Below are 16,582 nucleotides of genomic sequence, written 5' to 3' on the forward strand. Positions count from 1 at the left end.
GCACGACAGGAGTACATTTGTACTCCTAGCGCCAGCAACTGATCTCAGTCACCAGATCACTCAAAGGAACACCGTAGGGGCATGTTCCTTGGCCTTCCCCCTTCTCGGCCGCGGGGAGCCCCTTCTCTGTTCGGTCTTGCGCCCGTTCCCAGGACTGTTCAGGTTCACCCCGTAGAGCTCACACAAGCTCGCGAGCTGCTCAGCCGGTATCAAGCGGTGCGTGTTGCTGAGTCGCAGCAAAATGGCCTTGGGAGTGCGCCTGTGAGCCGTAGCCAGAACGTCGACCGCTGAGCCGTCACGGTAGCTCGCAACGAGCCGCTGATCTTCCTCGTCTGTCCACTTGCTGCCTTGGGCGGTCGACTCAGCATTTCCGCCAGTATTGCTAGGCACAGGTGCCTGTTGCTGCATCTGCTCAGCGGCCCGGGCTGGCGCCGACGGCGTCTGCGCTGGTACCGCAGGGAGCTCCGAATCAAGGACCGTCGAAAGCATGGCCAACCACCTGGTGCGATCAGTGTCGCGAGAGTGGTGGAAACCAACGCTGCCGATCACCACCATCGGGTTCACATTCAACGCTGCTGCGATCTGCCAGGCGTGGTAGTTGTCCAGGAGGTCCTTGCCGGTACGCCAGCGGGAGAACTGGGTCTGGCTGACACCGAGAAACTCGGCAGCCGAGACGTCTCCGTGGAACCCTTTGACCACCTTCAGCTGGTCAAGCCAGTTAGCAGCGGTCTTGACCAACTTCACATGCGGACTATTCGTCTGGTTCGAGAACGGCGTCGACCGCTTGGCTCGCTGGGATAACGAGGCGGCGCCGGCGGCGGCGGCCAGGCGCAGGTGTGCGGTGAGCGGTACGCGCTCATCGCCGCACTCGATGCCGGCTTCATCCAAGCCCGCAGACAGATTGATCAGGATCGCGATAGATCGATTCGTCATCTCATCTTGTTTGGCCATGCCCCCTCCCCTGGATCCGCTGAGAATCGCTTCATGAGGCCGCCCCTGGGATAACGAGGCCGCCCTTCGAACTCACATCATAATGGCATTTTTGATTCTTTACACGTAGGTATACGCTGCTTGTTCTTGATAAGCCTAGACCTGCGTCGAAAATGATGTAGATGGTGAAGCGTTGAGAAAGGATGGGGTGTAATGAGAGGCTGGAAGATCTGAGAAGCTCAGCGGGAGGCTCTGAGTCGATGAGAGATTAAGGTATCGCGATGGGGCCGAAATGGAGAGAGCAAGCTGCTTGCTTGAGATTCTGATCAGTCATGAGAGTCATGACCAATGAGCAGAAAAGGAGACCCCAAAATGTAGGAAAACGCGACCAATCCCAAGAGGACTGACCGCGCTCAACGAAACAGACTTGCGACCTGAGAACCCGCAACGCAATGTCTGCTATTTGGAAGCGGCTGTCAACCCGATACCAATTTTTGACCTTAGGCGATGTTTGTGGGCCTACTGCTGGGAGCCGTATACGATAAAGCCCGCCGGCGGCAGGCTTTATCGGTTGCGGGGGTGTCAGTGAGCTGGGTTGAAGATGAGCACGCCTATCCCAAGCATGAGGAAAGGAAAGCCGATCGCCCCCATCGTCGCAGCCGCATCCAGAGCGTAGTACAGCTCACACGCTGCCCCAGCGACCAAGACCCCCAGCATGAGCACGATGAAACCGGCGATTCCCCTTTGGAACAGGACCACACCGGCCGCCGACAGAATCATCACAGCGGTCTTCTCTGGCGACATGTTCAGAGCGATGTTCACCAGCTGCTGATCGATCACCATGGGGCCGACGCAGAAAATCCCGAGGGCCACGCAGATTGCGCCCAGCACCTGTAAACCACGCTTCGGTCAACACCACTCATTGCATCCAACCCAGGCCTATGCATCGCCTACCTCCCTTCTGTTCTGTGTTTTTGGCTGCCTCAAACACCCGGCCGCCCGTCGATCCGTTAGTCGGTCAGGTAAACCCGCTTCCTCGCCTGCTCTTCACGCATCCCGATGTAAGCCATCAAGGTGTAGAACAACACCAGACCTCCTGGCGCAAGGTACATGACAGCCTTGGCCCCGAGGATGCCCAAGGCATCCAGCTGAGCTCGGATCTGCTCAACCTGGTCGCCTGCAGGTACCGGTTCGATTCCCTGAGTCAGTCCAGTTCCCATGATCAGGAACAGGGCCAAACCGAACAGCCCCATGAGTTTCCACATACGTCGCGCAGGTTTGGACATTACCAGCATGGTGATGCACAACATCAGGCTAAGGATGTAGTACCTGGCTGTATTTTCAGTGAACCCTAAGTGTTCAACCCCGGCATCGAACAGGCGGACGATACCAATCATTGCCCCTGCGAGCGCAACCCCTGCAAACCAACCAAAAACGATCCCGAACAGCGATTTCATATCTCGATTCCTCATGGCTGGTGCTCTGCGCATCCAGTAATTGCTATCAGAGCTCCACCCCTTGTTCGGTGGAGCCTGTGAATCGGGGATGGTCGGCATCGGCCACCCCGAGACTTCACCGACTACTCGGCGTAAGCGTCCAGCTGCTTCTTCAGCTCGCTGCGCTGCGCATCGAGCATTTGGTTGAGCTGATCCGCTTTGAACACATCGAACGGAGCCCGGACAAACGCCAGCACCTCGATCGCTGCCAATGTCTTGCCTTCGACTTTGCTCGACTGCTCAGAGGCCGCGGCGTCGGGAAGGCCCAGCATCTTGGTGCAGGCGCTGCTCGTGTAGTCGTAGCAGCCCACCTTCGCCTCACCTGCCAGAACAGCGCTGCGGAAAGAGACGCTCGGGAAGATAGTGGTACCACTCACAATCCCAGCCATGATCAGTACCAGGCCGAAGGCACTGCCCGTAAATGCGCGAAAGGCGCCAATGACGAACGCGAAGACGCTGACACCGGACAGAATGAACGAGATGGTTGGGGGAGTTACCAACCACGAGGCATGTTTCAGGTCCTCGGGGCTCACAGGAGCCTTGAAGTTCAGAACGGCTGCGCTGATCACGGCAAACACGACGAACAGCACCGGCACGGCCAGGAGCAGGCTTGCGATGATCAGTGGCCCCTTGCCGGCCGCCCCTGGTACAGGGTCGACGTATTCACTGGAGGATTCGTGGTTACTCATGATGCTCACCTGCTGGGCTCGTGGCTCGGAGTGTGGGGTGGGTGTCGGGCTGAGTTTTCAGGCCCTTGCGGATCTCACCTTTCACTTCCAAGCGCTGTGTTTCGAGTATCTGGTTGAGTTCATCCGCTTTGAACACATCGAATGGAGCTCGAAGGAAGGCCATCGCTTGGACAGGGATGGATTGGTGAACACCAGGCCGGGTCGACTGATCTGGGTTGGTTGCGCGACTGGGCAACCCCAGCATCTCGGTACAGGCGCGAGTTGTGTACTCATAACAGCCGATTTTCGCTTCCCCAGCTAGAACGGCGCTGCGCAGTGAGACACTCGGTTCAGTGGAAACGCCTCCAATAAAGCTGATCATGAGCACGCCGAGGCTCAGCGTCATCGGGGTAATCAACTGCAGCGCGAGTGCGAAGCCCATGACCAACAATGCCCCGTAGATAAAGGGGAGGTAGTAAGGGGCGCTCACCAACCAGGATGCGTGCTGTAGATCCTCCACACTGACCGGCACCTTGAAGGTCAAGACGCCGATGCTGATTGCCGCAGCAACGATGTACAGCCCTAGCAATGCAAGGAACAGCCCCCTGAACGTCAGCTTCCCCTCGCCAGCTGAATCTGCTGCGCGAGCGAAGTATTCGCTAGATGAATCGAAGTCACTCATGGTGATCACCTTCTAAGTTCTAATCTTGGATTGGAGAGGCCCTGAGCTTTACAGCTTCAGGTCCTTGCGAATGTCTTTGGCCGACGGCATTCCGCGGTACCGATGCACGGTGACCCCCACGGCCTTCATCAGCTCGTCGCGACGCCGGTCCTTGGCCTTGGCCTTGGCATTGTTGTGCGTGGAGTCGTCGACCTCGACAAGCGCTACCGGCTTGAGCTGCTTGTCGCAGAGCAGGAAGTCGCAGCGGTTGTGGGCGACCATATGCCGTGCGTGGTTCTTGTCGGTCATGGCGGTGGCCTTCACCTTGATGAAGGCGCCGAAGACCACCTGGGGCGCGATGACCAGATCGTCGCGCACCGCCTCCCTGAGCCGCCAGAAGAAGTCCTGCTCGCGCTGGGTGAGCAGGGGGATGCACTGGTAATGCTTGGTTGAGTAGCCTTTGCGGCGCTTCAGCATCGCAACGGCGAAATACGCAAAGGCGCAGATCACCAGGAAGGGAACAAGCACTCCGTCCATGCCGTTGAGAATTGACATCGAGTCTCCTATTTAGATTCTTTACGCGTACCAATACGCATGCTAGTTAAAAAATGGCGGGTAGTCCGTCTGTGAAGTTGGTCAAGTAAATGTGATTTCGCTTCCAGCTCGGGAGGAGCACCGCCGCCTCCGCCGATCAACAAACCTGCCCTGGGTATTGCTCGTTGGGCGTGGAACCGTTAGGGTGAGTCATCCCCCCTTAGCGACACGCTCGTGTCGTGCAACACCTCTCTCCAAACCTCCCGTAGCCAAAGCAAGTCACCGTCCTGCAATCATGCGCGCCGACTTGACCAATCACACAAACGAACCATTCGAAGCCTACCCGCCTGGCACGATCAGGAACGCCAGCAACGTCGCTAGACGTGGTCGTCCGCGAGGTGCCCGGTGACCGCCGGCAGCTGATGCGAGGGTTCGACACTCCCGGCCCGCTTGCCCCGTCGAGAACCCCGGCCTTTCCCCTCGCCCGCGGCTGTCGCCGCTTTCACCGCCCGAGCAGCCATGCCCTCATTGACCATGTCCAGAATTTCCTGGGACATCCGCTGCTGCACAATGCGGGAGTTCCCCATGCGGTAGTTCGCATCGGTACGCTCCGTATCTGCAGCCTTCGCCCATTCCCGCAGGGTGTCCCGGGCCTCGGCGATGCTCCCTTTGATCTTGACGAAAATTTCGAACATCAGCGGGTCGATGGAAACGGATGATTTTTTGGATTTCCCGCCCGCGTCCCGGCGGTAGAAGATCCGGATGAAATCGTCAGCCATGCTCGCGCCCTGCTCCGATCAGTAGGTAATGCATCAGGCAACTTCCAGGTGCAAGTCACAGACCAGGCGGCCGGTGATATCAGGGCAACCGATGAACAGGCCACCATGCAGGCGACCCTGACGCACCATCGAGGCCACGGTATCGGCCGCCCGGGATACGGAGACACCCACGACACCCGCAATCGCGGTCGCAGTCAGTGCCGCATGACGCAGGATCGCCAGCTCGATGCGGGACTCAACCTCATCGCCTTCGAACAGCAGGGCAGCGTCGGCGCCGACAAGCTCAGCCACTTTGGAAAGCGCCCCCACGCCGGTGATCGCAGAGAAGGTCTCGGCCTCTTGTTCAGGGCTCACAACCAGCACCAGCCCCCCCGCTTGTTCGGTGTACTTGGCATCAGGTCGTACCGCTTCACCCACCACCCCAGCGGCCTCGCAGTAACGCAAAACTGCCTGGATCTGCTCATTCACCTCAATGGATTCCATCGCACGGGTCAGTGCCACGTACAGCAGGTGGAGCTCTTGGCGCAGCTCAGGGGTATCCAGCACCAGCGGCAGGCCGGCATCGGTGATCAGGTTGAGGAAGTCGCTCAACAGAACGACCTGCGGGAACTCCAAACCTTTCGAGCGGTGGGCAGTGCACAGAATGACGGTCGCGTCATTGATGTCGCTGACGCAAGCATCCTTGATCCGCTGTACCAGGCTCGGGATTTGATCACCGTACTGCTTGGCAACACTGATGAGGGCGTGGATTTCTTTGTCATCGGTGTCGTTGGCATAAGCCTCCAGATCCTGGAGAGAGCGGAACGCACTGAGCAAAGGGTCGCGCAGGCGTACACCCGTGTTGGCTCGCAGGTGGTGGACTTCTACCAGCTTGTCGAACGGGTACTCGTTGACGCCACCCACGAAGTGCAGACGCTGGCCTTCCAGCAATTGGACAGCACTGGCGAACAGCTTCGCATTGGTGCGCCCGATGATCGCGTACGGCTTGGTGCGGTCGACGGCGAAGCGGGTAGTCAGCTCATGGCGTGAACTGCGCACTGGCTCTTGCTCGCCGGCGAACTCACGCAAGAGCATGGTGGCCAGCTCGGCGATGCCGGCACCATACCGGTGGCTCTCGCTCAGCGTTACGACCTGGTCGAACTGCGACGGTTCGAAGGTGTTGTAGGCACCACGGAAACCGAAGATTGCCTGGAAGTCGTCACCGGCCAAGCGCAGCGGGCAGTTCTGGCGCAGGATCACCGCTGCAAAGACAGGATTGGTATCCTGGTACTCGTCCAGAAGGATCTGGTCGTAGCGGTGGCTCAGGTCAGGGTCACCCAGACTCCACAGTTTCAGGTAGCCGTCGTGCGGCATGCGCAGATGAGTGGTTTCCAGGAACTCGGCACGCTCGGCTTGGCTATCGCCGCACCCGCGAGACCATTGGCGCAGGCGCTGCAGGTCTTCCCAAACAACCTTCGCCCACTCCGCTGCTTTCTCACGGTCATCGCCAACGATCTGTGCCGGCACATGCGCTGCCAGGATCTCCCGGTCTGCAGAGACCATGTAGTTGTGCAGGGTGACGTAGAGGTGGCGAGCGAACGCCATTGGGATGCCGTACTGCATGGCCAGATGGGATGGATGGAGATCATCCTGCTTGCCAACCTTCTTGAACTGGCCACCGACTTCCCAAGCAAGCCCATGACTGGTCTTGGTGGTCACGTTGTCAGGGAAGCGAGCAGCTGCGTCCTCCTTGTTGGCCTTTCCAAAGGTCACATACAGCAGGCGCTGGTTTGGGAACTGCAGGGCGTGCTTGATGAGCAGCGAGGTCTTACCAGCACCCGCCTTGGCGCGGATCAGCAAGCGCTTGGCGGTACTGCCCAGGGCAACAGCCTGGTCTTTGTTTGGGGTGAAAGCTTTCGCGGCCATTGCCGGCCTCCTTGAGGTGCGAGTGGTGAATCAGTCGTCGTCTTTGCGGAACATGTTGAGGCTGTCATTGAAGATGCAGTGAGGGTCTTCCTGATCCATAAGCCGTTCCTTCTTGCTGGACTTCACGTTTGGGTCAGCAAACAGGTTGAAGAACAGGACCATCGGAATGCTGGCTGCGATGACCAGAAGCAACGAGCCGGCGAAGGCCCAACCACCGAAGGCCTGTCGAACGTATGCAGCAAACAGACAAGCTGCAGCAGCCAGAGCGATCGACCCGGCTCCCTTCCCAACCTGTTTCATCACAAAGGACTTGTTCATCTCGGTGGCTCCTTGGCACAACCATTTATGGCTCCACGATACCTATAGATTTGTATGGATGCAAGACAAATTATAGTTACGTGTTACGAATACGGGCACAACCATTTATGACTCTGTAGCGAGAAAAGCGTTGGGCGCCAGCACAACCATTTATGCCCGAGGAGAGACAAAAAGCGGAAAGCCGCAGCACAACCATTTATGCTCATGCGAAGCCATAAAAGCCGGCCCCGTCGGCGCCGATACGCCGTCCAGCAACGAAAAGGGAGGCGCTCGCTGGCAGAGATACCCCGGGCCGCAATCGCCTATGGGCATGCACGCATGCAATGAGCTGAGAACCATGGAGGCAATGAAGAGCTTCCCACCCACGAGACACCGAACAGAGAAAAGCGGCTCCAAGCAGCCTGAGCTGAGACGAATCCGACCAGGCCGACGCACCACCACTCGGCACCAGGTGCTGACTACCGCCAGCCAATCGTCACTACCGGCCTGCCCGTCACAAGCGGCACCAGGACAGCAGCCAGGTCGGCCCTCGCCAGGCAGGTCACATACCGCCACCGCCAGCCAAGCATCACACGCTGCGAGCCGGATCGAGCACCGCCCGCAGAGATCCAGCTTCACCCACCACCGGCCGCCGGGCATCGCACTCTGCCGGACAAGCCCAGGATCGCAAACCGCAGCAGCAGGTCTCACACCGCCCACCACCGACGGCGACCGATCATCGGAGGCCAGCTGCAGAACCAGCATCGAGCCGTGCACAGCCAGGCGCTCTCCTCCCCCGTCGCATCCTTCTCAGCCCGTCGCTCTCCTACCCCGTCAGATCCTTCTTGGGGTCGCCACCGACTGCCGGTGGGCTGTTTCGCTTGACGCATCCTGCCGAGGCTGACGGATGAACGCCGGCCACGGGGCACAGCAAAAGGCACAAATGGTTATGCTGTCGGCAGGAGCAAAAGCGCCAAACCTGCGCCAGCAGAACAAGCGCCAGCACAATGAAAAGCCAATGCGGCAGCGCAACAACGAAACCCCAAACTAGCGATGGCACAATTCAACATCTAGAACTGGTGCGAGAACAATGGGATTCCACAACGCATGCTCTCGCGCACAGCAGACGACGTAGAAGTCGTAGTGAAATAATGGAGATGAAGAAGAGAAGAGAGAAAAGAGAATCCACAGCAGAAGAATGAACCCAATACGTCAGTTGCAGCAGGGAGCCGGCGGGTGCAGAGGCACAAGCGGCACAGAAAGAACTGGCAGATCCACAACAGCCAGCCACACGACAGGCACCCAAACCAAACTTGCAGAACGAGGAGTGGTACAACGAGCAGCGGAAAAAGAGAATCCGACACAACTGCCGGCGCCAGAATGAGATCGATGGTGCGATCGGAATAAGAGAAAATGAATGAAGAGAATTAAATTAGATTAAGGGAGCGGGCGCGAAGCAGTTCGGGTCAACCACCGCCAGGCCCGGATAGAAGTCAGCTCACCACCGAATGCAAAAGCAATTCTCAGCGGCCGGATCACACTACGCTAAGCAAGAGCCCGGATAAGACTTCGCCAAATCACCGGTAGGCTTCTGGTCCGCTTTACCAAAGCCGCGGGATCCCACTGCGCATAACACCGGTCAGCTTCTAGTTAGCTTCGCCAAAGCCGCAGCGTCACACATCGCGTAACACCGATTTGCTTCTAGTCCGCTTTACCCGTAGCCCGGTTCCTACTTGGCCTGTCACCGAGCTGTTTCTGGTCGACCTCAGCCACAAAAAAGGCCCTGTCGACGTTGATCGACAAGGCCTTCGAGAAACTGATTCGGGATTATTCATCCACGTCGAGCTCTCCTTCGAACTTCGTTTCCACCTGGTCCAGCATGCTGCCCACCAGAGTCTCAAGCGATGCCAGATCATCTTCCCTGGCCTTTAGCGTTAGCTTTACGCCATGGCTCATATTTCGTACCCGCTCGTGCATTTCGGCTCTGAGGTCAAAGAGTTTGGAAACCCTTTCGCACAGGCTCAGAACTAGCTTGTGGTTGGGCTCGAATTCTCGGGCTCGCTTCACTCTTTTCGTGAGGCCTTTGTGGCTCACGTTCGTAGACATCCATTTCCCCTTGCCGGCCTTGAGCTTTCGGTACACCCGCACGAATGGCCTCGACTGGCCTCGGTGCTGGTTGAAATCGATCCCTATGCGCCCAGTCTGGAACGGCTGCATGACGTAGAGCAATTCGCCCATGCGGACCAGGAGCTGATCGATTCGAATCAGGTAGTCGACGGCGGTGTCGACCGACTCCTTGCCTTTTCGCCGAAGCTCTTCGAAATCGTCGATGGAGGGGGGGTTGTGTATAGCCATTGTTTAAGCGTTCGCCGGGGGGTTGTGTATAGCCGCGCCGGGGAGGCGCGTTCTGGCGAATTTTCTTTGTCGCCATACAGTATTGTCAATACGTGTTATGTATCTTAGACTCCCAACAATGCATACAGCACAGTAGCTACATCGCACTGCACTGTAGGTACTGCACACTGCACAGTGCGCATCGTTAACCCTTCTATGTCGCTGGTTTATAAAGGTTTTATTTCATGAAAGGTCGCGTAGCAATCGGTTTGGATGCGGGTCGTAGCGCCATTAAAGTCGTCGCCTACCACGACGGCAAACGAACTGACATCATGTACCCCACTCTGGCGGTTCCAGCTGTCGAACTCACCGACCCGACGACTGCGGCTCGCGCCCTGGCCGAGACCGAGGTTGTCGATGGCAAGGCATACTTCACTGGCGATACCGCTCGCCTCCAGGGCAACCTCACCTCCTCTATCGGGCTGAATGACAACTGGACGGATACCCCGGAATACCTCGCGCTCATTCAGTCGGCTTTCACCAGGCTCCGTGCCAAGGGTGTTCAAGGAATTGATGAGGCATTTGTCATCATCGGCACGCCGTCTAAGTTGTTCGGATCTCGCAAGGACAGCTTGGTCGAGCGCACTAAGAAAGCACTTCCAAAAACTGTCGAGTTGAAAGCGCTTCCTCAGCCAATGGGCGCTTACTGCGACTACATCCTGGATCAATCAGGCATGCCCATTGAGAATTTGATCAATGGTGCTAACGGACGGCCTAAATCATATGGCGTCATCGAGGGCGGGCATTACTCGACTGACTTTCTTTTGATGAGGGAGGGACAATATATTGAACGTGGCGCTGACTCCTGCGCAGGAATGAGTGCAGCTGCAGAGCAGTTGCGACGTATCCTGGGCAAGCGCGAGATCCAAGCAAGCCTGGTGGAGTGTGAGGAATCGTTCAGCACCAAATCTCTTTTCCAGTACGGTCAAGAGGTAAACATTCAAGAGCAAGTAACCGAAGCTCAACAGCACGTGGTTCAGGAGGTTATTTCTAAAGGTAACTCGTTGTTTTCAGACGATGCACGGTCGCTCAATGGGATTTTGGTTGCGGGTGGAAGCGCCGAGGCGATCTATACTCGTGCCAAAGATGTGTGGCAACACAGCATCCTTGTAAAAAATCCTCGCTGGGCCGTTGCCGACGGTTTTGCTCGCTATGCCCTTGGACAAATCATCCGGAGCATAGTAAACGCGAATGCCAAAAGGGTGTCTGCTGTAAATGGCTAAGCTCATTCGTGTATATGACCCTAATGAAACTGAGCGCAAAATCAATCTGAATATTCCAGAGGACGTTTGCCCAGGTTTGCTGGAGTTCATGTCCGAACTGCCATACGGAAAAGACACGCCTCTTATCAGGGGTGTCTTTTATCAGTGGTTTTTGAGCCACAGTAAGGCCGGCACCCTAGACGAAGCTCTGAATGCCGCTCTTGCTGGCCCGGGGGGAATGATTGCGACGGGCCGCCAATCCAAGCGTGAAAGTGCATCTCCGCCCACACGAAAAAAACGGGTACCACGGCAGCGAGAGATCACCGCAAAACCTGGGGCTGTCAAAGCTCAGGGAGTCGCGCCCCCACCAGAGCCTATAGCTCCCGCTGAACCGATGGAACCAGCCTTGGTTGTCGAGGAGGTTCGCCCTCCCCTGCAACCTGAGCCGATGGGTTCCCAAACTGCTGGTGCTCCATTGGACAAGGGTGCTGTTGAGGTTCATCAAGAGTCAGCGCCTGTCACCACACCACCTGTACACGGTATGGGTGCTCAGGACTCACTCATCAACCAACAGCCTCAGCTGCTCTCTAGCGCAGATGCCCTAGATGAATCCAGCCCATCGCATGGTTCTCAAGATACGACACCGGTCGAACCTACAAACGCGCAAAAGGCAGCACTCGATGCGTTAGGCACCATGTTCTAGCCCTCCACAAACAATCAGGTGAACGATGAAAATTGGCTCCAAACTGCTGAACGTCGCTCAGCGCATAGCGGCAACCACGACAGATTTTGTTTTGGTATCGCTGGTAGTGGGTGGATCGCTAGCACTACTGGCTTCGGTCATGGCTCATAATGCCGATGTCGATACGTCAGGCCCATTCGACGTTGCTACCCCGGGACTGAGCTGGACTGAGGGGGCAGCACTCAGCCTGGCACCTTACTTCCTTGTTCTGTTGCCTTTGGTGTGGTTGATCTACGAAGCAACATTGACCAGGACCTGGCGTGGCACGACGGCCGGCAAGCTGTTGTTCCGTGTCAGGACGGTATCGCTCAACGGCAACCTGTCCATCTGGCAGTGCATTTTGCGCACCACCTTGAAGATCATGTCCGTCTTGCTTCTGCTCAGCATCGGGCATCCGCTCGTGCTAGCCGTTGTGCTTGTAGCCTTCGTCGCGGTTCCGGTTTTCACTGTGAAATCCCAGTTCATCTTCGACCTCATGGCGTCCACCACCGTGACTAAACGGGGCACGTGACCACCCGCACCAAATCGCATGACCGGCCTCAGGGCCGGTTTTTTTTGGTCTAGAAATGGTGTTTATCAGCCCATGTTGAACATCACCTGAGGCAAAGTTAACGGATACTCCCACTGGAGAAACCAGTCAGGTCCGAGGTCGCGAAGCCTCCTTTGTAGTCAGCAACACGGTAACGGGTTAGCGCATTACCCACATACCGCCTGATATCTCCGCTCCCTAATGCATCCTCTGTGTTTGCCTCTGTGTTCTCGACTCGGTGATGCACCGCCAGTCTCTGAGATCAGACAATACGTTGAGTCCGGGCGTCTCCCAGGAACTAACAGCACAGCTGGACGATTAGGTCGAAGCGGTTATCCCTCAGGTCGCTCACCACTACGTGAGCAGCGCAAATGACTTCCCCGGACGAATGTCCTTTACATAGCAGCCAGGTGCAACTGGTGGGGATTCGCAAGCTAGCCAAGCAGGACGTCGTACTGCTGTCGACTATCCTAATGGCGATAAAGAGGTGAGCTCAGTCTTGGTAACGGTGGATTCTCCACCTACAGCGCCGCGGCAGCTGTGGTTACCAGGACTGGGCTCTTTGTATATCAAAGGCCCAGTTTTTTTTCGCCGCGGGCGCCTTTGTTAGCCCTTACGTCCCGAGACGTATTAGCCGCCACTGTCTCAGTGACGTCGGGCCTTCCACAGACCCACCGTACCACTGCCGCCGGCAGACTGATCGATGATTGGAGAGTCGCCCGTCTCGATCGTTTTTGTCCTCACTTCCGATTTGTACGCCCCCGTCTCCAGTTTGCCGATGTACTCCTGCCAGTCCTCCGCCGCATGATTCTCGTTGGGAAGGGAATGACCTTTGGTCTTCATCCCACACCTCACACGATCCCGACTAGCTGCGTCCATCGCATAGGTGGTTATTGAATAGCCATCCCTCAGCTTCTCTTGCACTTGGAGCTCCAAAAGCCTGCTCATTTCCGATTTGTCCATTGCAACCTCGGTAACAGCATGTAAGGGGGCGTGCGGCAGGGAGCCGGGGCCACGACATCAGGTTTGCACACGCCACTACCATCCAGGCTCTACCCTAGCGGCAATGGCACCATTTCTTCGCTATTAGCTCTGAGATACCAATCTGAAAGGTAAGGGTTAGTACCAGCTGCATAACGCTTCGCAATTCTCGGATGCGATCTCACCCAGGCTTTCAATCCCTCCCAAGCTTTGCTGCGATAAAAAAGCGTTCGACTGTCCCAGCCCCCGTGGTCCAGCAACTTGATCCCGAACTCCTCCGATAAGGCACGGGCATCGTCAATAGTGAACCCCCTGAGAAATACCCGAGCTTCACTGCGATATTTGACGATGTACCACCCAAACTCCTCGCATCTGTCTCTAGTAGGATCGAGCTCAACAATGTTGCACACCCCGAGGTGCACACCATCATGGACGGCTGACCGTGGGGTGATTGATGAAATCCAGGGACCTTCGTAAATCATTGAGGCCTCGAAAAGCTGACCCCTGATGGTGGCGCTGTGGAAGACGTTATTGTTCATGGCCGACCTCTCCGCACTATCTGAAATTTTAGCCGATCTCCCTTCTGCAGCTCATTGAGACGACTAGCGGTGCAGCGATTCGCAACTAACGCAGATGGCTTTGTGCGCCCCCGGCAGCACCGGCCCAATCTGCATGAGCATTTTGCCACTAGCCTCCATGGCCACCCATCAGTATTATAGTTACATGTTATTCAAACCTCCTGAGGCTCACGTGATCAATAAAGCAATCGCCGCATTAGCTGCCACCTGCGTCATCATCGCCTTACCTGGTTGTGCCGCGAAGCCAATCACCGTTGAGAAAGGCCCGGTGCGCGTTCAAGCAGCACAGATCAACGGGCGCTTGGTGGAGGGTGTCTCTGTCAAGGCCGTGACCGAGGACGCCGCCCTTGGCGACATGACTGCGTACGTGAATGACGCTCTCAAGAAAGCTGGCTACAACCAGACTGCGGGTGATGCCAAGGTCACGTACACAATCAGCGAGGTCTATGCGGGCCCAGCCTCACAGTACAAGGAAGCTCACACAGCAGTGGGCAACGCTGTGGCCACGGGCGCCTCTCTGGCTGTATCCCTCGCGACCTGCTCACTGCTGAACAATTGCACCGACTCTGGGATGGTTGGGAACAACGTCGCCTCAGGCCTAACCGCAGCATCCGATGCAGCACAGACCACCAACGGCCAGAACGTCGACAAACTCGCGGGGACGAACTTGGTGATTCACACGGTTTGCTTAACCGGCCGGGGTTGCGCCAGTTCAGCTGCAGCGACTTCAGATCCATCGATCTCGCTGAATGATCTCCGTATGCAGAACGCCATGCTTGGCCTTCCCCGCACGATGAGGATCGGCGAGTAACACCAGTGCTGCGTGCGACCGGCTGCCTAACAGCCGGTCGATTTATTGGTTAGTGCCCATCGTCATCCCCTTCTCTTCTGCTTTACCTTCCCCTCCCTCCCAGATACGCAAGTCCATGGCATCCAGTTTCAGCTAGAGCGTTATGCATCTCCATTTATCAGGCCTTCCACCGTTCCGGTGCAGGTCACTTTTAGAGGAGATCGCGATATGGCAATGCGCATCATCACGGGACCAGCTGCTCAGCAAAACTCCGCCGCCTGGTTCGCATGGCGTAATGAAGGAATCGGAGCTAGCGAGGCGCCCCAGATCATGGGTACGTCAAAATTCCGCAGTTCTTATGAGCTTTTCAGACTCAGGCTGGGCATCGGGCCTCCCCCGCCGCCGAACCCCTATGTCGATCGGATTCGGGCCAGGGGTCATCAGCTGGAACCCATAGCAAGGGCTGCATATGAGAGGCACACCGGTACCATGGTCACGCCCATTATTGCCGAGAGTGACTCGATCCCATTTATCCGGGCATCGCTAGACGGCTACGATCCTTTCATGGGCGTTCCAGTCGAGATCAAATGTCCAGGAGACACAGCTCATGGTCTTGCGCTCAAGGGCATCGTCCCACCGGAGTATGTGGACCAGGTTCAGCACCAGATCTTTGTTGCTGAAGCCAGCTTCGCCCACTACTACTCATTCGATGGGTCTAAAGGCGTGCTGCTCAAAGTCCCGCGGAACCAGAAGCGGATCGATCAAATACTTAAAGGCGAGCTCGACTTCTGGCACCGGCTCCAAACAGGCAAATGGAGCACAGATGAATGGGAAGCCGCAGCGGCCGCCTGGCGGCAGTCAAACCGGCAACTTCAGGAAGCCACAGCGCGAGAGGAAGCAGCCCGAGCTGTGCTGCTCTCTCAGATGCCGCCAGGCCGCAAGCGACATGAAAGCGAAGGCGTCTCTGTTCACCTTTCCACACGTAAAGGACCTGTCGACTGGCGTGCCTTGCTCAAAGCACACGGCGTTGATCTGACAGAAAGCCAAATCGATGCATACAGGAAACCCTCTGTAGAAAATGTGACTGTTCGTGATCAGCTCAATGCAGCCCTGACTATGCCTACCTTACCGGCGGCGCCGTTGCCTCAATCGGGATCCCACACCGTGCAAACTGGACAACCAGCGCCTAAACCAGCGAAACAAGCCTTGAGGAAGGAATTCATCTTCTAACGCAACCCCCCCGGAAACGGGGGTTTTTTTTTGCCTGTTTTGCACAGGCGTGTGCGGCATCCCCTCTCATAAAGCGAACCTGGGAGACCGAATGAAACGTATCAATAAGCATGTATCCGCGTGGCTTGGAGTAGTTTGTATCTACACCGCGTTGGTGGCGGCTACGGGCGCATCGCATAAGCTAGTGCTATTCACATTGACGATTCTTATATGTGCACCAGTGATTGCTTGGTGGAAAACAGGAAGCTTCACATATTTACCAGTTATTCATACCAAAAGTGACAATACTTCGTTTAAACCACAACGGACATACGAGCGGGAACGCACAGGACAGACTCAACGCAAGCGGGATACGCCAAAGGCATATGACCTTAGCGACATTCCGCCCCCACCAAAGAGAAGAAACGATGCGCATCTCAAGAACCTTCCTCAAGGAAACGGCATCACTCCACCCACCAGTAAACAGCGGCCAAAAACCGTGCAATGCGCACTCGTAGCCAAAAGGGCCAAGCAACCGATCGAGGAAAATGCAGCCCCTACTATTGGATCCGTGGGTGACCTGTTCGAGGATCAAACCCGCATAGTAGACACGCCAGAAGACATCCTCGTTGTTCCTGATGGAGACGTCTTTCTTTAACTGCATCACATAAACCAGCGCCTTATTCAAGGTGCTGGTTTTTTTATTCATCAAATGGATTACACTTTCACAATTCAAACCCTTAGCGGCTTTTTTGCATACGAAAAATCGTGCATACCAAATTTTGCACGCATTAAACTGCACTCTTCAGGGAACTTTTCTGGCGCCGATTCGTTGACCCTCATAACAACACGTCCCTATAATTTGTCCCGCACCGCCAATCAACGGA

At 56.5% G+C, this 16,582-nt stretch carries 19 protein-coding genes; 7 read left to right on the top strand and 12 right to left on the bottom strand.

The window, feature by feature from the left end:
* Window positions 1–60: 60 nt before the first annotated feature.
* The 9 genes from ACI2KG_RS19270 to ACI2KG_RS19310 all read right to left on the bottom strand — a co-directional run bounded on the left by ACI2KG_RS19270 (window position 61) and on the right by ACI2KG_RS19310 (window position 7,291).
* A complete protein-coding gene (locus ACI2KG_RS19270; protein ID WP_181426703.1) occupies window positions 61–951 on the bottom strand; it encodes a hypothetical protein in 891 nt (296 codons plus the stop codon).
* Window positions 952–1,512: 561 nt separating this feature from the next.
* Window positions 1,513–1,821 carry a hypothetical protein gene (locus ACI2KG_RS19275; protein WP_110765345.1) on the bottom strand — a complete coding sequence of 103 codons (309 nt, stop codon included), beginning with the start codon at window positions 1,819–1,821 and terminating at the stop codon, window positions 1,513–1,515.
* A gap of 119 nt (window positions 1,822–1,940) precedes the next feature.
* Entirely contained in the window at window positions 1,941–2,387 is a 447-nt protein-coding gene (locus ACI2KG_RS19280; protein ID WP_110765344.1) for a hypothetical protein, read from the bottom strand.
* Between the two features lie 122 nt (window positions 2,388–2,509).
* Complete coding sequence (locus ACI2KG_RS19285) at window positions 2,510–3,115, bottom strand: hypothetical protein (protein ID WP_110765343.1); 606 nt, start codon at window positions 3,113–3,115, stop codon at window positions 2,510–2,512.
* Complete coding sequence (locus ACI2KG_RS19290; protein ID WP_110765342.1) at window positions 3,108–3,776, bottom strand: hypothetical protein; 669 nt, start codon at window positions 3,774–3,776, stop codon at window positions 3,108–3,110. Before ACI2KG_RS19290 ends, ACI2KG_RS19285 begins: the two co-directional genes overlap by 8 nt.
* Window positions 3,777–3,824: 48 nt before the next feature.
* Entirely contained in the window at window positions 3,825–4,310 is a 486-nt protein-coding gene (locus tag ACI2KG_RS19295) for a DUF2726 domain-containing protein (RefSeq protein ID WP_258373842.1), read from the bottom strand.
* 356 nt (window positions 4,311–4,666) lie between these two features.
* Window positions 4,667–5,068: a hypothetical protein gene (locus ACI2KG_RS19300; RefSeq protein WP_110765341.1), complete on the bottom strand. Its 402-nt coding sequence runs from the start codon at window positions 5,066–5,068 to the stop codon at window positions 4,667–4,669.
* Between the two features lie 33 nt (window positions 5,069–5,101).
* On the bottom strand, window positions 5,102–6,973 hold the full coding sequence (locus ACI2KG_RS19305) for a UvrD-helicase domain-containing protein (protein WP_110765340.1): 1,872 nt from the start codon (window positions 6,971–6,973) through the stop codon (window positions 5,102–5,104).
* Window positions 6,974–7,003: 30 nt separating this feature from the next.
* On the bottom strand, window positions 7,004–7,291 hold the full coding sequence (locus ACI2KG_RS19310) for a hypothetical protein (protein ID WP_110765339.1): 288 nt from the start codon (window positions 7,289–7,291) through the stop codon (window positions 7,004–7,006).
* An 886-nt stretch (window positions 7,292–8,177) separates the two neighbouring features.
* Here ACI2KG_RS19310 and ACI2KG_RS19315 point away from each other — a divergent pair.
* A complete protein-coding gene (locus ACI2KG_RS19315; protein WP_181426702.1) occupies window positions 8,178–8,321 on the top strand; it encodes a hypothetical protein in 144 nt (47 codons plus the stop codon).
* A 776-nt stretch (window positions 8,322–9,097) separates the two neighbouring features.
* Here the strand turns inward: ACI2KG_RS19315 and ACI2KG_RS19320 are convergent.
* Window positions 9,098–9,625, bottom strand: a complete 528-nt coding sequence (locus ACI2KG_RS19320; RefSeq protein WP_064492159.1) for a hypothetical protein — start codon at window positions 9,623–9,625, stop codon at window positions 9,098–9,100.
* Between the two features lie 224 nt (window positions 9,626–9,849).
* Between ACI2KG_RS19320 and ACI2KG_RS19325 the strand changes: the two genes are divergently transcribed.
* From ACI2KG_RS19325 to ACI2KG_RS19335, 3 genes are read left to right on the top strand one after another with little or no spacing between them, the layout of a single operon-like run.
* A complete protein-coding gene (locus ACI2KG_RS19325; protein WP_110765338.1) occupies window positions 9,850–10,887 on the top strand; it encodes a ParM/StbA family protein in 1,038 nt (345 codons plus the stop codon).
* Window positions 10,880–11,569, top strand: a complete 690-nt coding sequence (locus tag ACI2KG_RS19330) for a hypothetical protein (RefSeq protein WP_110765337.1) — start codon at window positions 10,880–10,882, stop codon at window positions 11,567–11,569. Before ACI2KG_RS19325 ends, ACI2KG_RS19330 begins: the two co-directional genes overlap by 8 nt.
* A gap of 25 nt (window positions 11,570–11,594) precedes the next feature.
* Complete coding sequence (locus ACI2KG_RS19335) at window positions 11,595–12,119, top strand: RDD family protein (protein ID WP_110765336.1); 525 nt, start codon at window positions 11,595–11,597, stop codon at window positions 12,117–12,119.
* A 663-nt stretch (window positions 12,120–12,782) separates the two neighbouring features.
* Here ACI2KG_RS19335 and ACI2KG_RS19340 read toward each other — a convergent pair.
* Window positions 12,783–13,100, bottom strand: coding sequence for a hypothetical protein (locus ACI2KG_RS19340; RefSeq protein ID WP_110765335.1), 318 nt, complete (start codon window positions 13,098–13,100; stop codon window positions 12,783–12,785).
* A gap of 89 nt (window positions 13,101–13,189) precedes the next feature.
* Window positions 13,190–13,657: a hypothetical protein gene (locus tag ACI2KG_RS19345; protein WP_110765334.1), complete on the bottom strand. Its 468-nt coding sequence runs from the start codon at window positions 13,655–13,657 to the stop codon at window positions 13,190–13,192.
* 157 nt (window positions 13,658–13,814) lie between these two features.
* Between ACI2KG_RS19345 and ACI2KG_RS19350 the strand changes: the two genes are divergently transcribed.
* The 3 genes from ACI2KG_RS19350 (at window position 13,815) to ACI2KG_RS19360 (ending at window position 16,353) form a co-directional block, all read left to right on the top strand.
* Complete coding sequence (locus tag ACI2KG_RS19350; protein WP_181718334.1) at window positions 13,815–14,507, top strand: hypothetical protein; 693 nt, start codon at window positions 13,815–13,817, stop codon at window positions 14,505–14,507.
* Between the two features lie 207 nt (window positions 14,508–14,714).
* Window positions 14,715–15,716 carry a lambda-exonuclease family protein gene (locus ACI2KG_RS19355; protein ID WP_110765333.1) on the top strand — a complete coding sequence of 334 codons (1,002 nt, stop codon included), beginning with the start codon at window positions 14,715–14,717 and terminating at the stop codon, window positions 15,714–15,716.
* Between the two features lie 91 nt (window positions 15,717–15,807).
* The gene (locus tag ACI2KG_RS19360; RefSeq protein WP_110765332.1) at window positions 15,808–16,353 is read left to right on the top strand and encodes a hypothetical protein; all 546 of its coding nucleotides are present in this window, start codon (window positions 15,808–15,810) and stop codon (window positions 16,351–16,353) included.
* Window positions 16,354–16,582: the final 229 nt, after the last annotated feature.

Source organism: Pseudomonas sp. NPDC089407 (assembly GCF_044900445.1).
In the GTDB taxonomy this organism is placed as follows: Bacteria; Pseudomonadota; Gammaproteobacteria; order Pseudomonadales; family Pseudomonadaceae; genus Aquipseudomonas.